The following is a 16,792-nucleotide window of genomic DNA, read 5'->3' on the forward strand; positions in this document are numbered from 1 at the left end:
GTCAGTTCACTCCCTGCAGGCGATCGGCGCTGTCGAACCTGCCGTTATTGTCGGCGATCCATTCTTGCCAGAACCGGATATGGGCAACGCTGTCGATCGGCGGCTTCTGGCGCTGCACATATTTGATGCCTATTTCGGCACCGTGAAGATCGGTCCTGAATTGCTTGTAGGCGACCGACTTCTTGAAACGGGCGAAGGAGAGGTCGCCGCGATACTGGCTGTAATCCCGTCCGTTCTCGATCATGTCGGAGACGATGACCAGCTTCTTGGCAACGTTGTCCGACCTGGCTCCCGTGAATCGCTCGACGGCAATCGCCTGGATGGTCGCCATGATCGGAGAATTGTCGGAGGGAACACCGGCCAGATCCGCCGCCAAGGCTCGTTCGAGCGGTTGCTTGAACCCCTGCGTCCATTTCCGCCTGGCAAGCTCCTTGTTGCCGGTGAGGGCGTCCACGCTCGAACCGTCACCCGGATTGCAGGCCCGGAACTTCACGGCACCGCCCGATGCGTTGGGTTCGAGGACGCGCAGTTCGAACAGGCCGTATTCGGGCGTGGCCTCGGCCAGATCGGTGAGCTCCGTCGCCAATTGCTGACGGCCGATCGGCGGCAGGGCATCGGAGGCATCGAGCAGGACGATAGTCATGGATGTCGGGCCATCGACGGGGCACAGCTCCGCATCGAGTTTCGGCGGAACCTTGGCCGTCAGCTTGAGATAGGCAAAGCCGATCGCCACCGCCGCGGCCGCCAGCAGCAGGAGGCCGCCCAGGATGTATTGCGGCAAACCGCTTCCACCGCGCGAGCGCCTACGCCTGTTTCGAGCCATCACCCATCCCCGGCTCGGGAACCACGTCGTCGAGCTGCTGATATTCGTCCATGGTGGTCTGGTAGGCGGTGTGGATCTCCTTCACCTCGGCCGTCAGCATCGCCTGGATCTGTTCGATGCGGGATCGCAGGTCGCGCAGGCTCCATTCGCCCTCGGTGCTGGCCTCCACGCTGACCTTTGCAAGCGAGAAGGGGCTTGCGAAACGGGCCGGAGGCGGCGTCTTGCGAGCCTTGGCATTCGCCTCGCGATAGAAACCGATCAGCGTGTTGGCCGCTCGTTCCAGATGGTCCTGATGCTGGCTGAAGAGCTTCAGCATGCGCGCGCGATTGGCGATGATGGCCTCGTACTCGCCCCGCCGCAGGGACAGGTCGCTGCTGATATCCTGCATCCTGTCTTGATATTCGTCGCGAACGTCCTTCAGGTTTTCATCGAGTTCCGCCCTGCGGTCGCGATAGGCGTCCCTGGCCGCTTCGAGGCGGTGCTGGACTTCGGCATAGCCGGGATAGGCATCCGAGAAGGTCAGGCTGTCGATCAGGGCGACCAAGGAGAACATCAGGCCAAGCCCGAAGAACAGCCAGGAATTGAGGTCGCGGAGCTGGAAGGGGGTGGTGGCCATGACCTGCATCACCCGCTCGCCGCCTCCCTCCAGGAACTGGGCAGAGACGTCGCGATAATGGGCCAAGGCGAGATTGAGGCCGAGGGCAAAGGCCACGTAGAAGCAGAAGGCCAGCACCCCCAGGCCTTTGCGAAACACGCTGTTGTGGGCGATCTGCTTGACGCCGAAATGGCCGATGATGAAGGTACCGAAAATGTTGAGGGCGGCAAAGGAGATGGCCTCGGTCACGCCACCGAGTAGGCCCTGTTCGCTGCCCTTGGCCAGGAAGTTGCCATTCGCGAACGCTTCCACCACGAACATCACGATGAGGAGGGCGACTTTCAGGAAGGTCGCTGCCCCGCCATGAACACGGGCGGTGCGGTCGATCTTGTGCTTGCGCCGGAAGGCCTGCTGCTCGGCGTCGAGGTCGCGCAGGTTGCGACGCAGCGCATAAAGGTCGTCGCGTCCCGCGCGTGCTTCCAGCTTGAAATCGCCGACGGCTGCCGGGGCGGTATGCTGGATCTGCGTGAACCTGTCCTCGAAATCGAGAGCCGCCAGGCGTTCGGCATAAGTGCGCAACTCATCCTCGATGGTGGCATGGGCGGCCTTCTTTGCGGCCTCGATGCGCTCGATGATCTGGGTCTCGACCGAGTCCATCGTCTCGGATGACGTCGCAGGCTCCTCGTTGCCGCCGCGTTCTCTTCCCCGGCCGGCAAGATTGAGCTCGGCAGCGAGCCGGTCCGTGTCGATATCCGCAAAGGTCTCGATCGAGGGACGCTTGTCGTGAGAAGGCTTCGTGATCCCCTGCAACAGGCGGGCGAGGGCAGTGCTCTTCAAGATGCAATATCCAGAAACTCAAACGAAATAATCGGTCGCGATTTTAGCCGACGGCGTAGTTATATAGGCAGTGCTGCGGCTATCATAGCGGTGGTTTTGCCGCCGGGGCCTGGGATTGTGTCTGTTGAGCCATGGGCGTGCGTACTGCCATGGCGCCTATGGCCTTCTGTGACAGGAAGGACTGGCTGTACCGTCCTGAAAGTGGCGCCCTGATGCTTGCCGTCGCGACGATGGCGAATGAACACGCGCCCGCTGCAATGGATACGAGACCACCAGCGAGCTTTCGCTTGGTGCGGCACCGAGCGTTTCGGCGATCGCTGGCTTACCGCTCGGGGGCTGGAGCTGCCAGCCGCTTCCAGGGCCTTGACTTTGCCTGCGTTGTCTAGAACAAATAAGGAACATTGTGATGCGGGATTCCGGGTCATGGAAACCCTTGCCACCATTCTCCACGCCGACCTCGACGCCTTCTATGCCTCGGTCGAGCAACTCCTCGACCCCAATCTGCGCGGAAGGCCGATCGCCGTCGGCGGCGGGGTGGTGCTGGCGGCGAGTTACGAGGCCAAGGCTTTCGGGGTGCATAGCGGCATGTCGGGCCGCAAGGCGAGGGAGCTGTGTCCGCAACTCCTTTTCGTTGGTGGGCATTTCGACGACTATCAGCGTCTTGGCGATGCGGCGATCGCCATCCTGGGTGACTTCACGCCGCTGGTAGAGCGTATCTCGATCGATGAGGCTTTCGCCGATGTCGCCGGCTGCACCCATCTCTTCGGGACGCCGGCCGATATCGCGGCAACCATTCGAGAGCGTGTGCGGAGCGAGTTGGGTCTACCGATCTCCATCGGTGTCGCGCGGACAAAGCACCTGGCCAAGATCGCTTCCCAGGTCGCAAAGCCGGACGGCCTCGTCGTCGTCGATCCGGCTCACGAGCTCGACTTTCTTCATGACCTCCCGGTCGGCCTGATGTGGGGTGTCGGGCCGGTGACCGAGGCCAGGCTCAAGGAGCGTGGCATTCTTACCATCGGCCAACTCGCCAATACGCCCGGCCACTCGATCGAGCGGCTTCTGGGGCGCGCGGCTGGCGAAAAGCTCCGGTCACTCGCCTGGAACCGGGATCCCCGCCGAATCCGCACGCAGCACAGAGCCCGATCCGCCGGCGCGCAATCCGCGCTGGGGCGGCAACCCGCCATCGAAGGCGTGTTCGTGCCGGCCGTGCTTCAGCTTGCCGATCGCGTCGCCTCGCGCCTTCGCGCCAAGGCCTTGGCCGGCTGGACCGTGACCGTGCGCGTCCGGTTTGCCGACATGCGTGCCGTCACGCGGTCGGCAACGCTGGAGGCGCCGGTCGCAGCGACGATTGTGCTGGCGGAGATTGCCACCAGGCTGGTGCGCATCGCGCTTGCCGATCACCCGCGAGAGACTGTCATCACGCTGGTTGCGGTTTGCGTTTCCCATTTGCACAAGGAGCGGGAGATCCAGCTCGATCTTCCGCTCGGCCTTCCCGACGAGAAGTGGCGGCCCGGCGCCTGTCAGGGAACTGCGCGCCAGTCGGCCGATCGCGCCATGGATCTCATCCGCCAACGCTTCGGGCGCGATGCGGTGGGCTATGCGACGGCGGCGCTGGATCGAAGGCGGTCCGTTCCGGACGCCTTCAGAGAGCTTGCGCAGAAAGATCTGGATGAATCATGAAAGCTGAGCGCCGTACCCGGTAGAGGCGGTTGCAGGACGTGCAGGCCTTTACGGAGAGCGTTCGCTCTCGCTTTGCACCGTATCCCCCTTGAATTCGACCTTCGCGCCCGGCTTGACCATGGTGGCGAGGTCCTCGGCGTCCCAGTTGGTCAGGCGGATGCAGCCATGCGAGAAGGTCGTGCCGATCTTACCGGGGTCGGGCGTGCCGTGGATGCCATAGCTTTCGATGGAAAGATCGATCCAGACCGATCCCACCGGATTGTTCGGCCCGGCGGCAATGGTGAAGGGACGCTTGGTCTTGATCCCTTTGAAGGCGAATTTCGGATCGTAGTAATAGGTGGGATTGTGCACCACGTGCCTGACCTCCGCCAAGCCGCTCGGGGCCGGCTTCTCCTCGCTGCCGATCGAGGCGGGGTAAACCGCAAGGACGTTGCTTGAAGGATCGAGTACACGTATCTGGCGGGAGGCCTTGTCGACCTCGATGCTGGCAGCAACAGGAGGTTGCGCGCTGCGGCCGACATAAGGCACCGTCAGGCTTGTACCTATTTTTTTGAAACGGGCACCGGGGTTGAGCATCGTCAGCAATTGTTGGCTGACGTGGAAACGCTCCGCCAATTGCTCCCGCAGGTTGCGATAGCCGAGCCGTTTGAGACGAGCCATCCTTTCCATGCGCGTGGGAATTCGCCGGGTGAAGCGGCTGCGCACGTCCTTGCGGGTCACCTCATAGGTCGTCAGCACGGGGGCGACGGAGGTCGCCGCGAGCTTGTCCCAGGTTTCCCTGGTGAGCTTGCCGTCGGATGCCAGGCCGTTCGTCGCCTGGAAGGCCGCGACGGCCTTGGTGAAGTTGTCCGAAAGGCGGCCGTCGATGAGACCGGGCGAAAAGCGGGCGCGATCGAGAAGGATCTGCGCCTTGATCAGCATCGGATCGACATCCTTCGGCTCGCCCTCGCTGAATTGCGCCCGATCGACTCCATCGAGGTCGAGCTTGGCGGCCTGCGTGGCACCGCAGACGAGTGCACATGTGAGGGCGAGAAGCAGCCTGAACATGGACCTCACTCCAGGACCGGGACGAAGTACCTGTTCCTAGGACGCGGTACGGCTGATCTGGTTCCCGCCTCGCGACCATCCCCAGCCTGCGCCTTGCGTGCCGCCCGCCATCGGGCGCACTCGCGATTGACCCGCCTTTGCTTCATGCCCGGTGCAGTCAGGCTCCTTCACCCGCGAGCATGCCGTCAGGAGCCGAGCCGATGAGCGATGTATTCCTTCAAGGGGGCGATGGCATCCAGGGCATGGGCCAGGCTGCCATAGGGGGCATCGCGGGACGGTGCGGGCAAGGCATGAGGCGCCGTCGATACGGCGCCCGGTTCCGTCCCATGCCGGCAAGCCTGCAATTGCCCGACCGTCGCGAACCGGAAGCCTCGCATCTTGAGGGTGTGGATGATGTCCGGCACGGCCTCGATGGTGCTGGCATGGATATCATGCATCAGGATCACGGCTCCCGCCGGGGCTCCGGCGCCGATCAGCCTGGTCAGAGACGCTGTGTCGTCGAGCCAGTCGAAGGAATCGAAGTCCCAAAGTGCCATTCGGCGCCAGAGGCCGGCACCACGCAAGGCCGCCTTGATGCGAGCATCGATCTTGCCCCAGGGCGGGCGAAAGACATCCGGCCTCTGGCCGGTTTCTTCCATGACCGCCTCATCCGTCAGTTCCACTTCGGCGATGGCTTCGCCATCTGTCAGTTCGGTGAGTGCCCGATGGTCGAAAGTATGATTGCCAATCTCATGGCCTTCGAGAAATTCACGCCGTACCAGGCCGGGCGAATAAGCCAGCCTTTTGCCGACCACGAAGAAGGTGGCATGGACCTTTTCCCGGGCCAGAATATCGAGAAGGAGAGGGGTCAGCGTCATGTCCGGCCCGTCATCGAACGTCAACGCCACGCAGGGCGTGGGGCTTTGCCGTGCTTCATGCCTTTGTTGGCCGGCTGAAGCAGGGGCGGCCGGCAGCACCGATGACAGCGCCATGAGGAAGGTCACGATGCCCAGGCATATCCGGCCAGGAGTGTTGCCATGCCTTTGCTTCGAAACGGCCTTCCGGATACGCGACACTGCCTTGAACCTCACCGAGACCTCGAGGATCGATCAAAATGCTTTTCGAGGAAAAAAGCTACAACCATGACTCCGTCTGCCATGGAGACGCCGGGCCCGCATTCATTGAAGGGCGAGCACGATTTGGACGGTGAAGAACGAACAACAAAATGCAGCCATAATCGCGGTATCAGTGTTGTCAGCCTTCCCTGGGGCGATTTGGAAGAGGGAATGGAAGGCGCATCGAGTACGTTCGAACTCGAACTTGGCCGCCAACAGATGAGACCCTGATGCGTAATCTCGCCCTCATATCCACGGGAGCCGCGCTCGGCGTGCTCGGTACGGTTGCCCTGACGCAACCCCATTTTCTTCTCGTCGGTCGGGCTCAGGCCGCGTTGGCCGACAGCTACAAGCAGCTCAACCTGTTCGGCGAAGTGTTCGAGCGGGTGCGTTCGGACTATGTCGAACAACCCGATGACGGCAAGCTGGTGGAGGGGGCCATCAACGGCATGCTCGCCTCGCTCGATCCCCATTCGAGCTACATGGACGCCAAGAGCTTCCAGGACATGCAGGTGCAGACCAAGGGCGAGTTCGGCGGGCTCGGCATCGAGGTCACCATGGAGGACAACGTCCTCAAGATCGTATCGCCGATCGACGACTCGCCGGCTTCCAAGGCTGGCATATTGGCGGGCGACGTGATCACTGCGCTGGATGGCGAGGCGGTTCAGGGATTGAGCATGCAGCAGGCCGTCGACAAGATGCGCGGGCCGGTCAACACACCGATCACGTTGAGGATCCTGCGGGCGGGCAAGGGAGTGCCTTTCGATGTCAAGCTCGTGCGTGACATCGTCAAGGTTGCCTCGGTGAGGGATGAAGAGTTAGCCGGAGGTATCGGCTATATCCGCATCACTCAATTCACCGAGCAGACTTTCGACGGCCTGAAGAAGAGTATCGACAAGCTGAGCAAGAAGATCGGCCAGGACAAGCTCAAGGGCTATGTGATCGACCTGCGCAACAATCCGGGCGGCCTGCTCGACCAGGCCGTTTCGGTTTCCGGCGCTTTCCTGGGGCGCGGGGAGGTCGTTTCGACACGCGGACGAAACGTCGACGACGTGCAGCGTTTTGCTGCAGACGGGCCCGATCTCACGGGAGGTAAACCCATCGTCGTGCTGGTCAATGGCGGTTCGGCTTCGGCCTCGGAAATCGTGGCCGGCGCTTTGCAGGACCACAAGCGTGCCACCATCGTCGGCACGCGTTCCTTCGGCAAGGGCTCGGTGCAGACCATCATCCCGCTGCAGGGCGACGGCGCGCTGCGCCTGACCACGGCGCGCTATTACACCCCCTCCGGGCGCTCGATCCAGGCCAAGGGCATCGAGCCCGAAATCGTGGTGAAGGAGAACGTGCCGGACGATCTCAAGGGTGCCGACGAGACGAAGGGCGAATCCGGCCTCAAGGGCCATCTGGCGAATCCGGATGCCGACAAGGCCGAAGAAGGCGGCTCCTCGGCCTATGTGCCCGCCAACGAGAAGGACGACACCCAGCTCAACAAGGCGATCGGCATCCTGCAGGGGCGCCCATCCTAGGGTGATGCGCGTTCAAGGGCGAACCCCTATCTGCTCCGACTTTTTGCTTAGACACGTCTTTGCGATTTGAAGTAATTCATTCAAATCGCAGGACGTTCTTGGGCGATATCCGTGCGGCCGTGCGAAAACGGCATGATCTTGCACATATCGCCCTCACCGCCGGATGGCAGCCCCGAGGGCATTGTACCCAAGAGCGAGCGCCGTCGATCGCCGCATGATCCGCTTGACCGAATCCGGGAATAAAACGCGGGCGAGGCGAGTCCTGCTTGGAGATCACGTGCTCACGGAAGGGGAATGACTTTGGCCATGATAGGGGCGAAGCCAACTCCTCGGAATTGAAGCCGTGTTTGATGAACCCGGTGCGCGGCCGGCGTTGATGCCTTAAGTCATGCGAGTGCTTTGCAAAGATCGAGTACGCCTATGTCAAGAACAAGTTTTGTTCTATATTTGCGCCGGGGCCGTCGTCTCGGCGTTTATTTTGTTGACCATTCGGTCAGTTTAAGGGGCGGCGTCATCCTATTCGGCGCGCTCCTCTGTGCGGGCTGTCACGCCTGAATCCGCTGGACTTGCTATGATCCATATCGGCGCGGTGTGTGCCCGCCAGATTTTAGGAGATACCGATGACGAGCAAATTTGAAGTTCGGCGGGGCCTGCTGTTTGGGGTCTTGGGAAGCGGGCTGGCCGTTGTGCTTGCCGGCTGCGCGTCAGGTTACCCCAACGAACCCATCTATGTGGATGAACCGGAGCCGCCGCGCCGGAGGATCAGGCCCGCCCGGCCTCACCATACGACGATGCCCCGCCGCAGGCGCGTGATCATGGAGCCGGATGCCGGCGACGATACACGCGACAGGATGCCTGCCGGCAGTAGCGGCGGGGGCGGCGGAAGTGGCGGTGGTGGCGGCGGCGGTGGTTCGGGCGGTGGCGGTGGCTGGTCCGATCGCCGGCTCAAGACCGATATCCGTGCCATCGGCCAGTCTCCCAGCGGCCTGACGATCTATCGCTTCCGCTATGTCTGGGGTGGTCCGGTCTATGTCGGCGTCATGGCCCAGGACCTTCTGGAGATCCATCCCGACGCGGTCATCCGGACCGACAGCGGCTACTTCATGGTCGACTATGACCGCATCGATGTGAAGATGATGATGTTGGCGGACTATCAAAGGTCGACGCAGCTGCTCGGGCGCGGCGCGTAATGCCGACGGCAGCATCGAACCTGGCGGCAAGCCAGGTTCGATGCCATGGAGAAAAGCCGCGCTCTGCCGGTATGGCGGCCCTGCTTCAGAACAGGTCGAGACGGGGGTTCCGCTTCTGCCAGGCCTTGCGGGCAGCCAGCACGATGGTGTCGTCGACATCCGATGTCGGGGCCACCGCATCGCTGCCCAATTCGGCATTGAGCTTGTCGATGACCTTCTTCTTCTCGGCCAGCGGCAAGGCGCTGAGGTTCTTTCCCTCATCCTTGTGCTCGCCATAAGCGTCGAGTGCGATGGCGAGGCTCGAATACCAGGCGGCCTTCTCCAGGTCGCGCTGCGCCGCCGGACCCTTGGAATAGATCCAGCCGAGATTGGATGCCGCGTAGAAGTCGCCACGTTCGGCACCGATCTCATACCAGCTTATGGCGCTCGCCAGATCCTTCTTGACGCCATTGCCCTTGAAATACATGGCGCCGATATTGGTGGGCGCGCTGGGATGTCCGCCCTCGGAGGCTTGCTTGAACAGCTCCATCGCCATGGTGGGCTTGCGCGCCACGCCTTTGCCGTCGAGATAGGCGATGCCCATGTTGCGCATGGCATAGATGTCGTGCCGCGCCAGCGCCGCTTCGTAGAACTTGATGCCGCGCTTCGGATCGGCCGGCAGGTTCTGGCCATAATAGTACATGGCACCGACAGTGTTCATGGCATAGGTGTGCCCGAGTTCCACGGCCCGATTGAGTAGCTTGACGCCCTCGTCCACGGATTTGGGCACGCCGCGCCCGAGGGTGAGATTGCGGCCATAAGCGAGCATGGCATAGGGATCGCCGCGTTCGGCGCCCATTTTGAACAATCGGTTGGCCTCGACCAGGTCCTGTGAGCGGCCGAGACCGCGCTCGGCCAAATAGCCGAGTTCGTAGTAGGCGCGCGTATAGCCCGCATCGGCGGCCGCGTTGAAGAGTTCGATGGCGCCCGCGACATCCTTGTCGGCCAGCTTGGCGCGGCCGAGTTCGTATTTATAGCGCGCGACAGTGGGGAATTTGGCGACGGCCTCGCTGCAGGCGGCGATGGCCGGCTTGGCGTCGATCTCGTTCGGCAACTTGCCGAGAGTGACGCCTTGCGGATCGAGTGGCTCGCCCGCCTTGTCGTCGCAAATCGGCACGAAGGACTCGATCTTGCCGGTGACAACCTGGCCTTCGCCCCCAGGCTGCTCGACCTTGAGCTGCACGCTCTGCACCTTGCCCTCCGAGCCGATCGAAGGTTCGAAAGTGATGGAGCGGACGGCGTTCTGGTCGACGACATCGCCCTCGGCCAGCGGCGCTCCGTTTAGATACATCGTACCGAAGCTCGGAGCCGCGGCGATCTGGATCTGCGCGCCGGTGGCGGCGCGCACCAGCGGCAGGTCATCCAGCATGGCGACCTGGCCGACACCGATTGGAACGCGGCGCGGCTTGTTGAAGGTTTCGCCGAGCAATGCGGCAACCTGTATCGGGGCCTGCTGATCGGCGAAGTTGTCCGATCCCTGCTTGGGCGCCGGGCCAATCTTCACGGTGGTATTCTTGGCAAGCTGGACGGGTGCCGCTGCGGCAATGCGAATGACCGGCTTGGCCAGGTAGACCGGCTGGGTCAAGGTGCCGACCGACCACGGGCGCTGGCGCTTGTTTGTTGCCTCCCACACGTCGTCGGTCACCTTGTCGAGCGCGCGCTGCACGTCGACGCCCAGCGTGAAGGAGTATTTCACCATGGAGGCCGTGAACGGCGATTTGTCGCCGGTGCCGTCCTCCGCGACAGCACCGGGCTGGGTCGAATAGGCAATGAGGCTGCTCGGCGGGCTGGTCTGGGGCGCGAGGCCTACGCCGGCGACCGCCATCTGCTTTTCGGGGCCGACCAGGAACGAGCGGGACTGGAATGGATTGTTCCGGCACGAATCCAGATAGATGAGCTGTGTCTTGGAGTTCTGCTGCATATAGGCGAAGATCGTCTTGACGTTGATCGTCTCCACCTCCAGATCGGCCGGATCCTTCAGCTTGGCATCGATGGGGATGATGCGGTTGTCGCCGCCCACCTGGATGCCGTGGCCGGAATAATAGAACACGCTGAGTTCGGCGCCCGGCAGCGAACGGATGAAGCGTTGCAGGGCCTTGTCGAACTCGTTGCGGTCGAGATCGAGCGCCGACACCACTTCGAAACCTTCGCGCTTCAAGGCGGCTGCGACGGCCTGCGCGTCCTTGTCCGGATTGTTGAGCTGGGGAACGACCGTGTAATGGCTGTTTCCGACCACGAAGGCCACGCGCCGCTCCGCTGCCTTGACGCTCGCCGGCAGGGCGAACATGACTGCGGCGAGGGCGGCGGCCGATAGCCCGGCTCGCCAGTCAAGGCAATGACGCATGTCCCGGTCCTGATGTGAGGTCAGCATCTTCACCGACGCCTCCTGTACTATATCTGATCCAATGATATCAGCTTTCGAAACAATTGCCTGCTACTCTCGAAATAGTGATATCGGCTTAGTCCGAAAGCTTAGAAGAGCAAATAAGAATATCTTACATAGCTCCTCGGGTGTCTGATGATGCCAAGCTTCGAAAATGCTGACGCAATCTCGGCTTGGGCACTTGGTAATTTCCGATGTCAAATCTAAGATTTGACCGAGATTGCCAAAAGGGACCAGGGGCATTGATAGTGCCTCCCGGTATTATTCTACCCGATACGTCGTCCTGGTTGAATCAGGACTTGTCATCCTTCTTCTCATCTTTGCGCGAGATTTCGACGAGAAGGGCATTGAAGTCCTTGGCGACCAGGGCTCGCGCCTTCTCGATCAGCATGGGGATCGGGCTCGACGGCTCGATATTGTTGTAGAAGATTTCGATCTGGCGCATCAGGGCCGAGGCCTCGCCGCGCGTCCCGACAGAATAGGTGCGGGCCTCGGCCTCGGTCTCGTCGGGTTTGCCTTCCTCGACTGCCAGCGCCGAAAGCTGGGCGAAGTTCAAGGCAAAGGGCATGGTGCCACCGATCTGGATCTTCGCTTTCTCGACGAGGCCGGGTGCCAATATCTTCATGACTTCGACAAAGGACTTGCCGACGAGCAGATGTGCCTGCTTGAGGAGCAGTCTTGCCGGGCTCGACGGTTCCTTGCCGGCATAATAGGCCAGGATCGCCGCCAGCGCATTGGAAGCCTCCTTCACCGAGGCGACATCCGAAGGCGCGAGGGGAGCGGGCGCAGAGGATGCAGAGGCAGTCTGCGCCTGCTCCCGCGTGCTCTCGGCTTCAGCCGGCTGAGCCGGTGCAAGGCCCGGCTCCCGCGTGGTGACGATGCCGCCGACATAGGTGCGAATGGCGCGCACCAGATCCGGTAATTGCTCGAATTGCGGTGCCGCCTCGTGCCCGGCCTTGTCGATGAAAAGCTGGCGCAGGCTGTCAAGATTGGCGAGGATGGCCTCGAGATGAGCCGTCAGGTCCACCAATTGCTGCAGCGGCTCGAAACGCAGAAAGGCATCCCTGACGCCCGAGGCATCGATGGCTGTCTCTCCCTCGCGCGGAGGCAATTTCCCTTCCCCGACCAGGACCGAGCGCATGGACAACGCGCCCAGGCGCTTGTCAGTGATCAGGGTGGCGCTCTGCAGCGGCAAAACCACTGTCGGCAAGTCGTCGAGCGATTTGAGGAAGGCGGACCTCAGTTCGGCGCCGCCGGCCGCCTCGGTCGGATGGCAATGATCCCACTGCGCAAGGAGCAAGGCATTGGTCGCTGCGACGGCGTCGACGAAACCGGGCAGATCATCCGAGAGAATATGATACTTGGCCGCCAGGACGAGATAGCGCAGATCGCGCGATTTCTCCAGATGCACGCGCAGATCCGCAAGCGTCTGCTTGGACTCGAACGACTTCTTGTTGAAGCTGCGGTAGCTCGCCGGCAGTTGGCCTTCGGCGACGGTGAGAAAATTCTGGGCGTCGGAATCGGCATCGGGATCCGGCCCGCAGGGAGCGTCGGCTGAAATCTCTGTTTCGATGCCGGCATAGACTGCCATCTTGGCCTACCTGTTGGGATTGTGCCGAAGCAAAGTGCGATTTGTCCGAACCGCACTTCTACTCCCACTTTTTGGTCCGGAGCGCCTTTGCGATTTGACGTGGTTCCTTCAAATGACAAAACGCCTTTGGAAATGATGCTGTTCTGCGTCTCAACCCGCAACCCCCCATATAGGGGAGGCTGCGGAAATGCTGCGCCGATCGTTGCCGATGACCATGGCCGCCGGCGGTAGTATTTTTTGATCGATCGATCCTTTACTTTCGGCGTATGAGCGTCTTGTCTACCGCTCTGCCGCCTGACCCTCCTCCAGATTCAATCCCTGCCTGCGGACCAGCGGCAGCCAAAGGATGGTGGCGGTGCCTTCGCCCCGTTTGCTGAGCACCTCCAGCGTGGCACCGAGGGCCTCCGCGCGTTGAAGCATGTTCCTGCGGCCGCGGCCTGTGGCCGGAGCCTCCATATTGAAGCCGCTGCCATTATCGGCAATCTCGACGCGGAGGCCGGGCCGTCCCTGCAGCAGCGCCATCTTGCATTTGAAGGTAAGCTGGGTGGCCTTGCTGTGGCCCATGGTGTTGCTGACCGATTCCTGCAGGATCCGCAGCACATGCAGGGCGCTCGGCGCGTCGAGCCAGTCGAGTTCGGGCACGTCCTCGACCATCCATTTGACGCCGATGCCCGATTTTCGCAGTTCGGGCTCGTAGCGATAGCGCAGGCTGGCGAGGAGGGTGGCGACATTGCCTTCCACCGGCTCGAGCGAGTCGACCGCGACGCGAAGATCGGTCAGCGCGCCCTTGAGGGCCACGACTGCCGTCGTGCTCTCCTTGCCCTGGCGTTCGGCCGAAGCCAGGGCCGCCACGAGGCTCGAACCGATGCCGTCATGGATTTCCCGCATCAGGCGTTCCCGCTCCAGCTTCACCGCATGGGCGATTTCGAGGGCGTGCCTCGCGCTTTCGCTTGCCAGCAGATTGGCCTTGGTGGTCTCGATACGTTGGCCGAGCGCCTGGTTGAGCCTCTCGCGTGCCTCGGCATTGGCCAGGATGTGCCGCAGGATGACGAAGCCACTGAAGCCGAGCAGGATCACGCCGGCATAGGGTGCGAACGGCACGCTTTTGCCGGGCCAGACCGTTCCGGCATAAAGATCGATGCCAACCGCCGCGAGACCGAGCGCGTAGAGGATCACCAGCGCCAGTTTTTCAGGCGTAGCGATCTGCGTTTCCGCCCTCGTTGCAAAAAAAACCAGCAGGAGCAGCGCTGCGCCGAGGCTCGCAAGACCGGCGATCCGCGTGGTTGCCAGGTCGTGAAACGGGATCGCCGCTGCGCCGAGGCCGAAACAGGCCAGCGCCATCGCGACCACCAGGCCGCGAGGAAGGCTTGCACCGACCAGGCTTGCCGCCAGGCCGAGCGTGGTGAAGAGCAGGGGGTAGAGCAAGGCGATCCGGCCGACCGAAAAGCCGAAGGGTCGGGTTTCGATCTGGGGCAGGCCCGCAAGGTTGAACGCGCACCAGGCGGCACCCGCGCAGCAGAGCCAGGCCAGGACGCCTTCCCGCCGGCGCAGCAGCCAGCTCATCAGGGCAATTGCCGCGATGACGGCCAAAGTGTCGGTGGCGAGCAGATGCCCCAACTGCCTCAAATCTTGCGCAACCGGGCTCATCGCACCGTCCTCAAACCATAACCGACGATACGCCCAAAGCGTTTGCTCCAGGGTCGGCCGGCTGAACCGCTCGTCAACTGCGCGAGAGGCGTCTCATTCAGGAAAGCGATCGACCCTCGAACAAGAATAGCAAGAATGTCGAAACCCGCCAGTCCCAGATGAGTGGACTATGACTGGGACCCCCTAAATGTGGGAGGCGACAAAGCGCCTATGGCATGGACGTTGAACTTGAACAGAGCTAGCCTTGATTGGCCGACGTGGTAAAGCGAGGGCAGGCTGTGGCACAAATATTCGGTCAAGACACACGAATGGGTTCTTTCACGAGCAGCCTTGGCAAGGACAAGCTCGTCGTCACCCGTTTTGAAGGATCGGAAGGCCTCAGCGAGCTTTTCGAATATCGCCTCGAAGTGGTCAGCGACGACAGCGAGGTCGATTTCGACAAGATCCTCGGCACCAAATGCCGTCTGGAGATCCAGTCCCATCACGAGGGTGTCAAGCGCAGCTTCAACGGCGTGCTGGTGGAGACGCAATGGATCGGCAGGGACCAGGATCTGCGCTATTACCGCCTGGTGCTCCGCCCCTGGCTGTGGCTGCTGACCAGGACCACCAATTGTAAGATCTACAGCCACATGACCGCGCCCGAGATCATCAGCCAGGTCCTGAACAATCGCGGCTTCATCCAGTTCGAGCAACGTTTGTCGGAAAGCTATCCGCAGCTCGAATATTGCGTGCAGTATCGCGAAAGCGACTTTGCCTTCATCTCAAGGCTGATGGAAGAATACGGAATTTACTATTATTTCGAACACAGCGAGTCCGACCACAAGCTCGTCATGGCGGATGCGAGTGCGGCGCATCAGCCCAAGCTCGGCGGTGCGGCACTCGAATTTGCAGCTGTCGGTCTCGACAACATCATGACCAAGGACAGGCTGAACGAATGGGCCGAAGGCCGGCGCCTGCGCTCCGGCAAGGTCACGCTGGACGATTACGACTACCACAAGCCCAGCACCGACCTGATGGCGGAAAAGGCGGCCAGCGCCCGGTACCAGCATGGCGACCTCGAACTCTACGACTACCCTGGCCGCTATACGGAAAAGGGCGATGGCACCACGCTGGCCAATGTGAGGCTCGAGGCCGAGCAGGCCATCGACAAGCGCGTGATGGCCGGCGGCGATGCCGTCACCTGCTGCCCAGGCTTCACCATGACGCTCGATGGCAATCCCCCGGCCAGCAAGGGCACCAAATATCTGATCGTTCGGGCCCATCATCTCTTCCGCGCCCAGGCCTATCGCTCGACGGGCGCGTCCGGCGAGGAAGGCTATTCCGGTAGCTACGAGTTCCAGCCGCTCGACATTGCGTTCCGGGCGCCAGCCGTGACGTCCAAGCCTGTCATTCACGGCCCGCAGACCGCCTTGGTGGTCAGCGACGTGGACGACCAGTGCCGCATCGAGGTGCAGTTCTTCTGGGACCGCGACAAGAGCCAGTCCCGCTATGTGCGGATCGCCCAGAACTGGGCCGGAAACGGCTGGGGCGACGTCAAGATCCCGCGCATCGGCATGGAGGTCGTGGTCAATTACATCGAGGGTGACCCGGACCAGCCCTTGGTGACGGGCAGCGTCTACAATGCCGAGAATGTCGCCCCTTATGTCAAGGACAAGCTCAACGCCGTCTCGGGCACCAAGTCGCAGACGCTCAACGGATCGGGCTATAACGAGCTGATCATGGACGATACGGCCGGTAACGAGCTGATCCGCTTCCACGCCCAGCACGACCTCGAAGGCAAGGTCGAGAACGACGAGCGGCGCGAGATCGGCCAGAATGTCGAAGTGAAGATCGGCAACAGCCGGGACGAGACCATCATGTCGACCTGGACGGTGAAGGCCAATCAGAAGATCGAGTTCACCGTGGGGAACAGCACCCTCACCATGACCCCGGTTGGCATCAAGCTCAAATCGACCATGATCACCCTGGAGGCCGATGCCTTGATGAATCTGAAGTCGAACGCAATCGGCCAGGTCTCGGCTGCAGCACCCTTAATGGTCCAGGGGGCGCTGGTTCTGATCAATTAGAGCAAAACGCGTTCGAGTTTGAACGCTTCTTTGCTCCAACTCCTTGTTTCCAAGCCAATCCAAAGAATTGGCTGAAGCGTCTGTAACTGCTCACCGGGGTTACGCGACCTTGGTGGTGGAGGGAGTAACTGCAAGTCTTTGCGCTTCTTATCGACTCCGGAAAAACGCGATAGGGCGTATCGCCGCCGTCCAACCGGCACGCGACGCCAGAGATCCGCAGGATCGCGATGGATTTTCAGGAATCGATTGCGACCCGGCGGAGCATTTTTGGTTGGAC

At 61.8% G+C, this 16,792-nt stretch carries 11 protein-coding genes; 4 read left to right on the forward strand and 7 right to left on the reverse strand.

The window, feature by feature from the left end; translation table 11 throughout:
* Position 1: 1 nt before the first annotated feature.
* Together ACIGJE_RS27550 and ACIGJE_RS27555 are read right to left on the reverse strand one after the other, a co-directional pair.
* On the reverse strand, positions 2-781 hold the full coding sequence (locus tag ACIGJE_RS27550; RefSeq protein ID WP_394312852.1) for a hypothetical protein: 780 nt from the start codon (positions 779-781) through the stop codon (positions 2-4).
* Positions 782-803: 22 nt separating this feature from the next.
* The gene (locus ACIGJE_RS27555; RefSeq protein ID WP_415086519.1) at positions 804-2,255 is read right to left on the reverse strand and encodes a hypothetical protein; all 1,452 of its coding nucleotides are present in this window, start codon (positions 2,253-2,255) and stop codon (positions 804-806) included.
* Between the two features lie 423 nt (positions 2,256-2,678).
* Here ACIGJE_RS27555 and dinB point away from each other — a divergent pair, with 423 nt between their 5' ends.
* Positions 2,679-3,935 carry a DNA polymerase IV gene (dinB, locus tag ACIGJE_RS27560; RefSeq protein ID WP_415086521.1) on the forward strand — a complete coding sequence of 419 codons (1,257 nt, stop codon included), beginning with the start codon at positions 2,679-2,681 and terminating at the stop codon, positions 3,933-3,935.
* Between the two features lie 48 nt (positions 3,936-3,983).
* Here the strand turns inward: dinB and ACIGJE_RS27565 are convergent, their stop codons facing one another.
* Both ACIGJE_RS27565 and ACIGJE_RS27570 read right to left on the reverse strand, forming a co-directional pair.
* Positions 3,984-4,982: a L,D-transpeptidase family protein gene (locus ACIGJE_RS27565; protein ID WP_415086523.1), complete on the reverse strand. Its 999-nt coding sequence runs from the start codon at positions 4,980-4,982 to the stop codon at positions 3,984-3,986.
* 185 nt (positions 4,983-5,167) lie between these two features.
* Positions 5,168-5,953 (reverse strand): polysaccharide deacetylase family protein, encoded by a 786-nt coding sequence (locus ACIGJE_RS27570; RefSeq protein WP_367624608.1) that lies wholly within the window; start codon positions 5,951-5,953, stop codon positions 5,168-5,170.
* A gap of 353 nt (positions 5,954-6,306) precedes the next feature.
* Between ACIGJE_RS27570 and ACIGJE_RS27575 the strand changes: the two genes are divergently transcribed.
* A complete protein-coding gene (locus ACIGJE_RS27575) occupies positions 6,307-7,599 on the forward strand; it encodes a S41 family peptidase (protein ID WP_367624592.1) in 1,293 nt (430 codons plus the stop codon).
* 791 nt (positions 7,600-8,390) lie between these two features.
* Positions 8,391-8,789 carry a tail fiber domain-containing protein gene (locus ACIGJE_RS27580; protein ID WP_311943594.1) on the forward strand — a complete coding sequence of 133 codons (399 nt, stop codon included), beginning with the start codon at positions 8,391-8,393 and terminating at the stop codon, positions 8,787-8,789.
* 85 nt (positions 8,790-8,874) lie between these two features.
* Here the strand turns inward: ACIGJE_RS27580 and ACIGJE_RS27585 are convergent, their stop codons facing one another.
* The 3 genes from ACIGJE_RS27585 to ACIGJE_RS27595 all read right to left on the reverse strand — a co-directional run bounded on the left by ACIGJE_RS27585 (position 8,875) and on the right by ACIGJE_RS27595 (position 14,449).
* Complete coding sequence (locus ACIGJE_RS27585) at positions 8,875-11,199, reverse strand: caspase family protein (RefSeq protein WP_415086526.1); 2,325 nt, start codon at positions 11,197-11,199, stop codon at positions 8,875-8,877.
* A 304-nt stretch (positions 11,200-11,503) separates the two neighbouring features.
* Entirely contained in the window at positions 11,504-12,802 is a 1,299-nt protein-coding gene (locus tag ACIGJE_RS27590) for a type VI secretion system protein TssA (protein ID WP_367624590.1), read from the reverse strand.
* Positions 12,803-13,081: 279 nt separating this feature from the next.
* Positions 13,082-14,449, reverse strand: coding sequence for a sensor histidine kinase (locus ACIGJE_RS27595; protein ID WP_415086528.1), 1,368 nt, complete (start codon positions 14,447-14,449; stop codon positions 13,082-13,084).
* A gap of 308 nt (positions 14,450-14,757) precedes the next feature.
* Between ACIGJE_RS27595 and ACIGJE_RS27600 the strand changes: the two genes are divergently transcribed.
* Positions 14,758-16,515 carry a type VI secretion system Vgr family protein gene (locus ACIGJE_RS27600; protein ID WP_311943585.1) on the forward strand — a complete coding sequence of 586 codons (1,758 nt, stop codon included), beginning with the start codon at positions 14,758-14,760 and terminating at the stop codon, positions 16,513-16,515.
* Positions 16,516-16,792: the final 277 nt, after the last annotated feature.

The organism is Labrys sp. E2SS-1L (assembly GCF_057073705.1).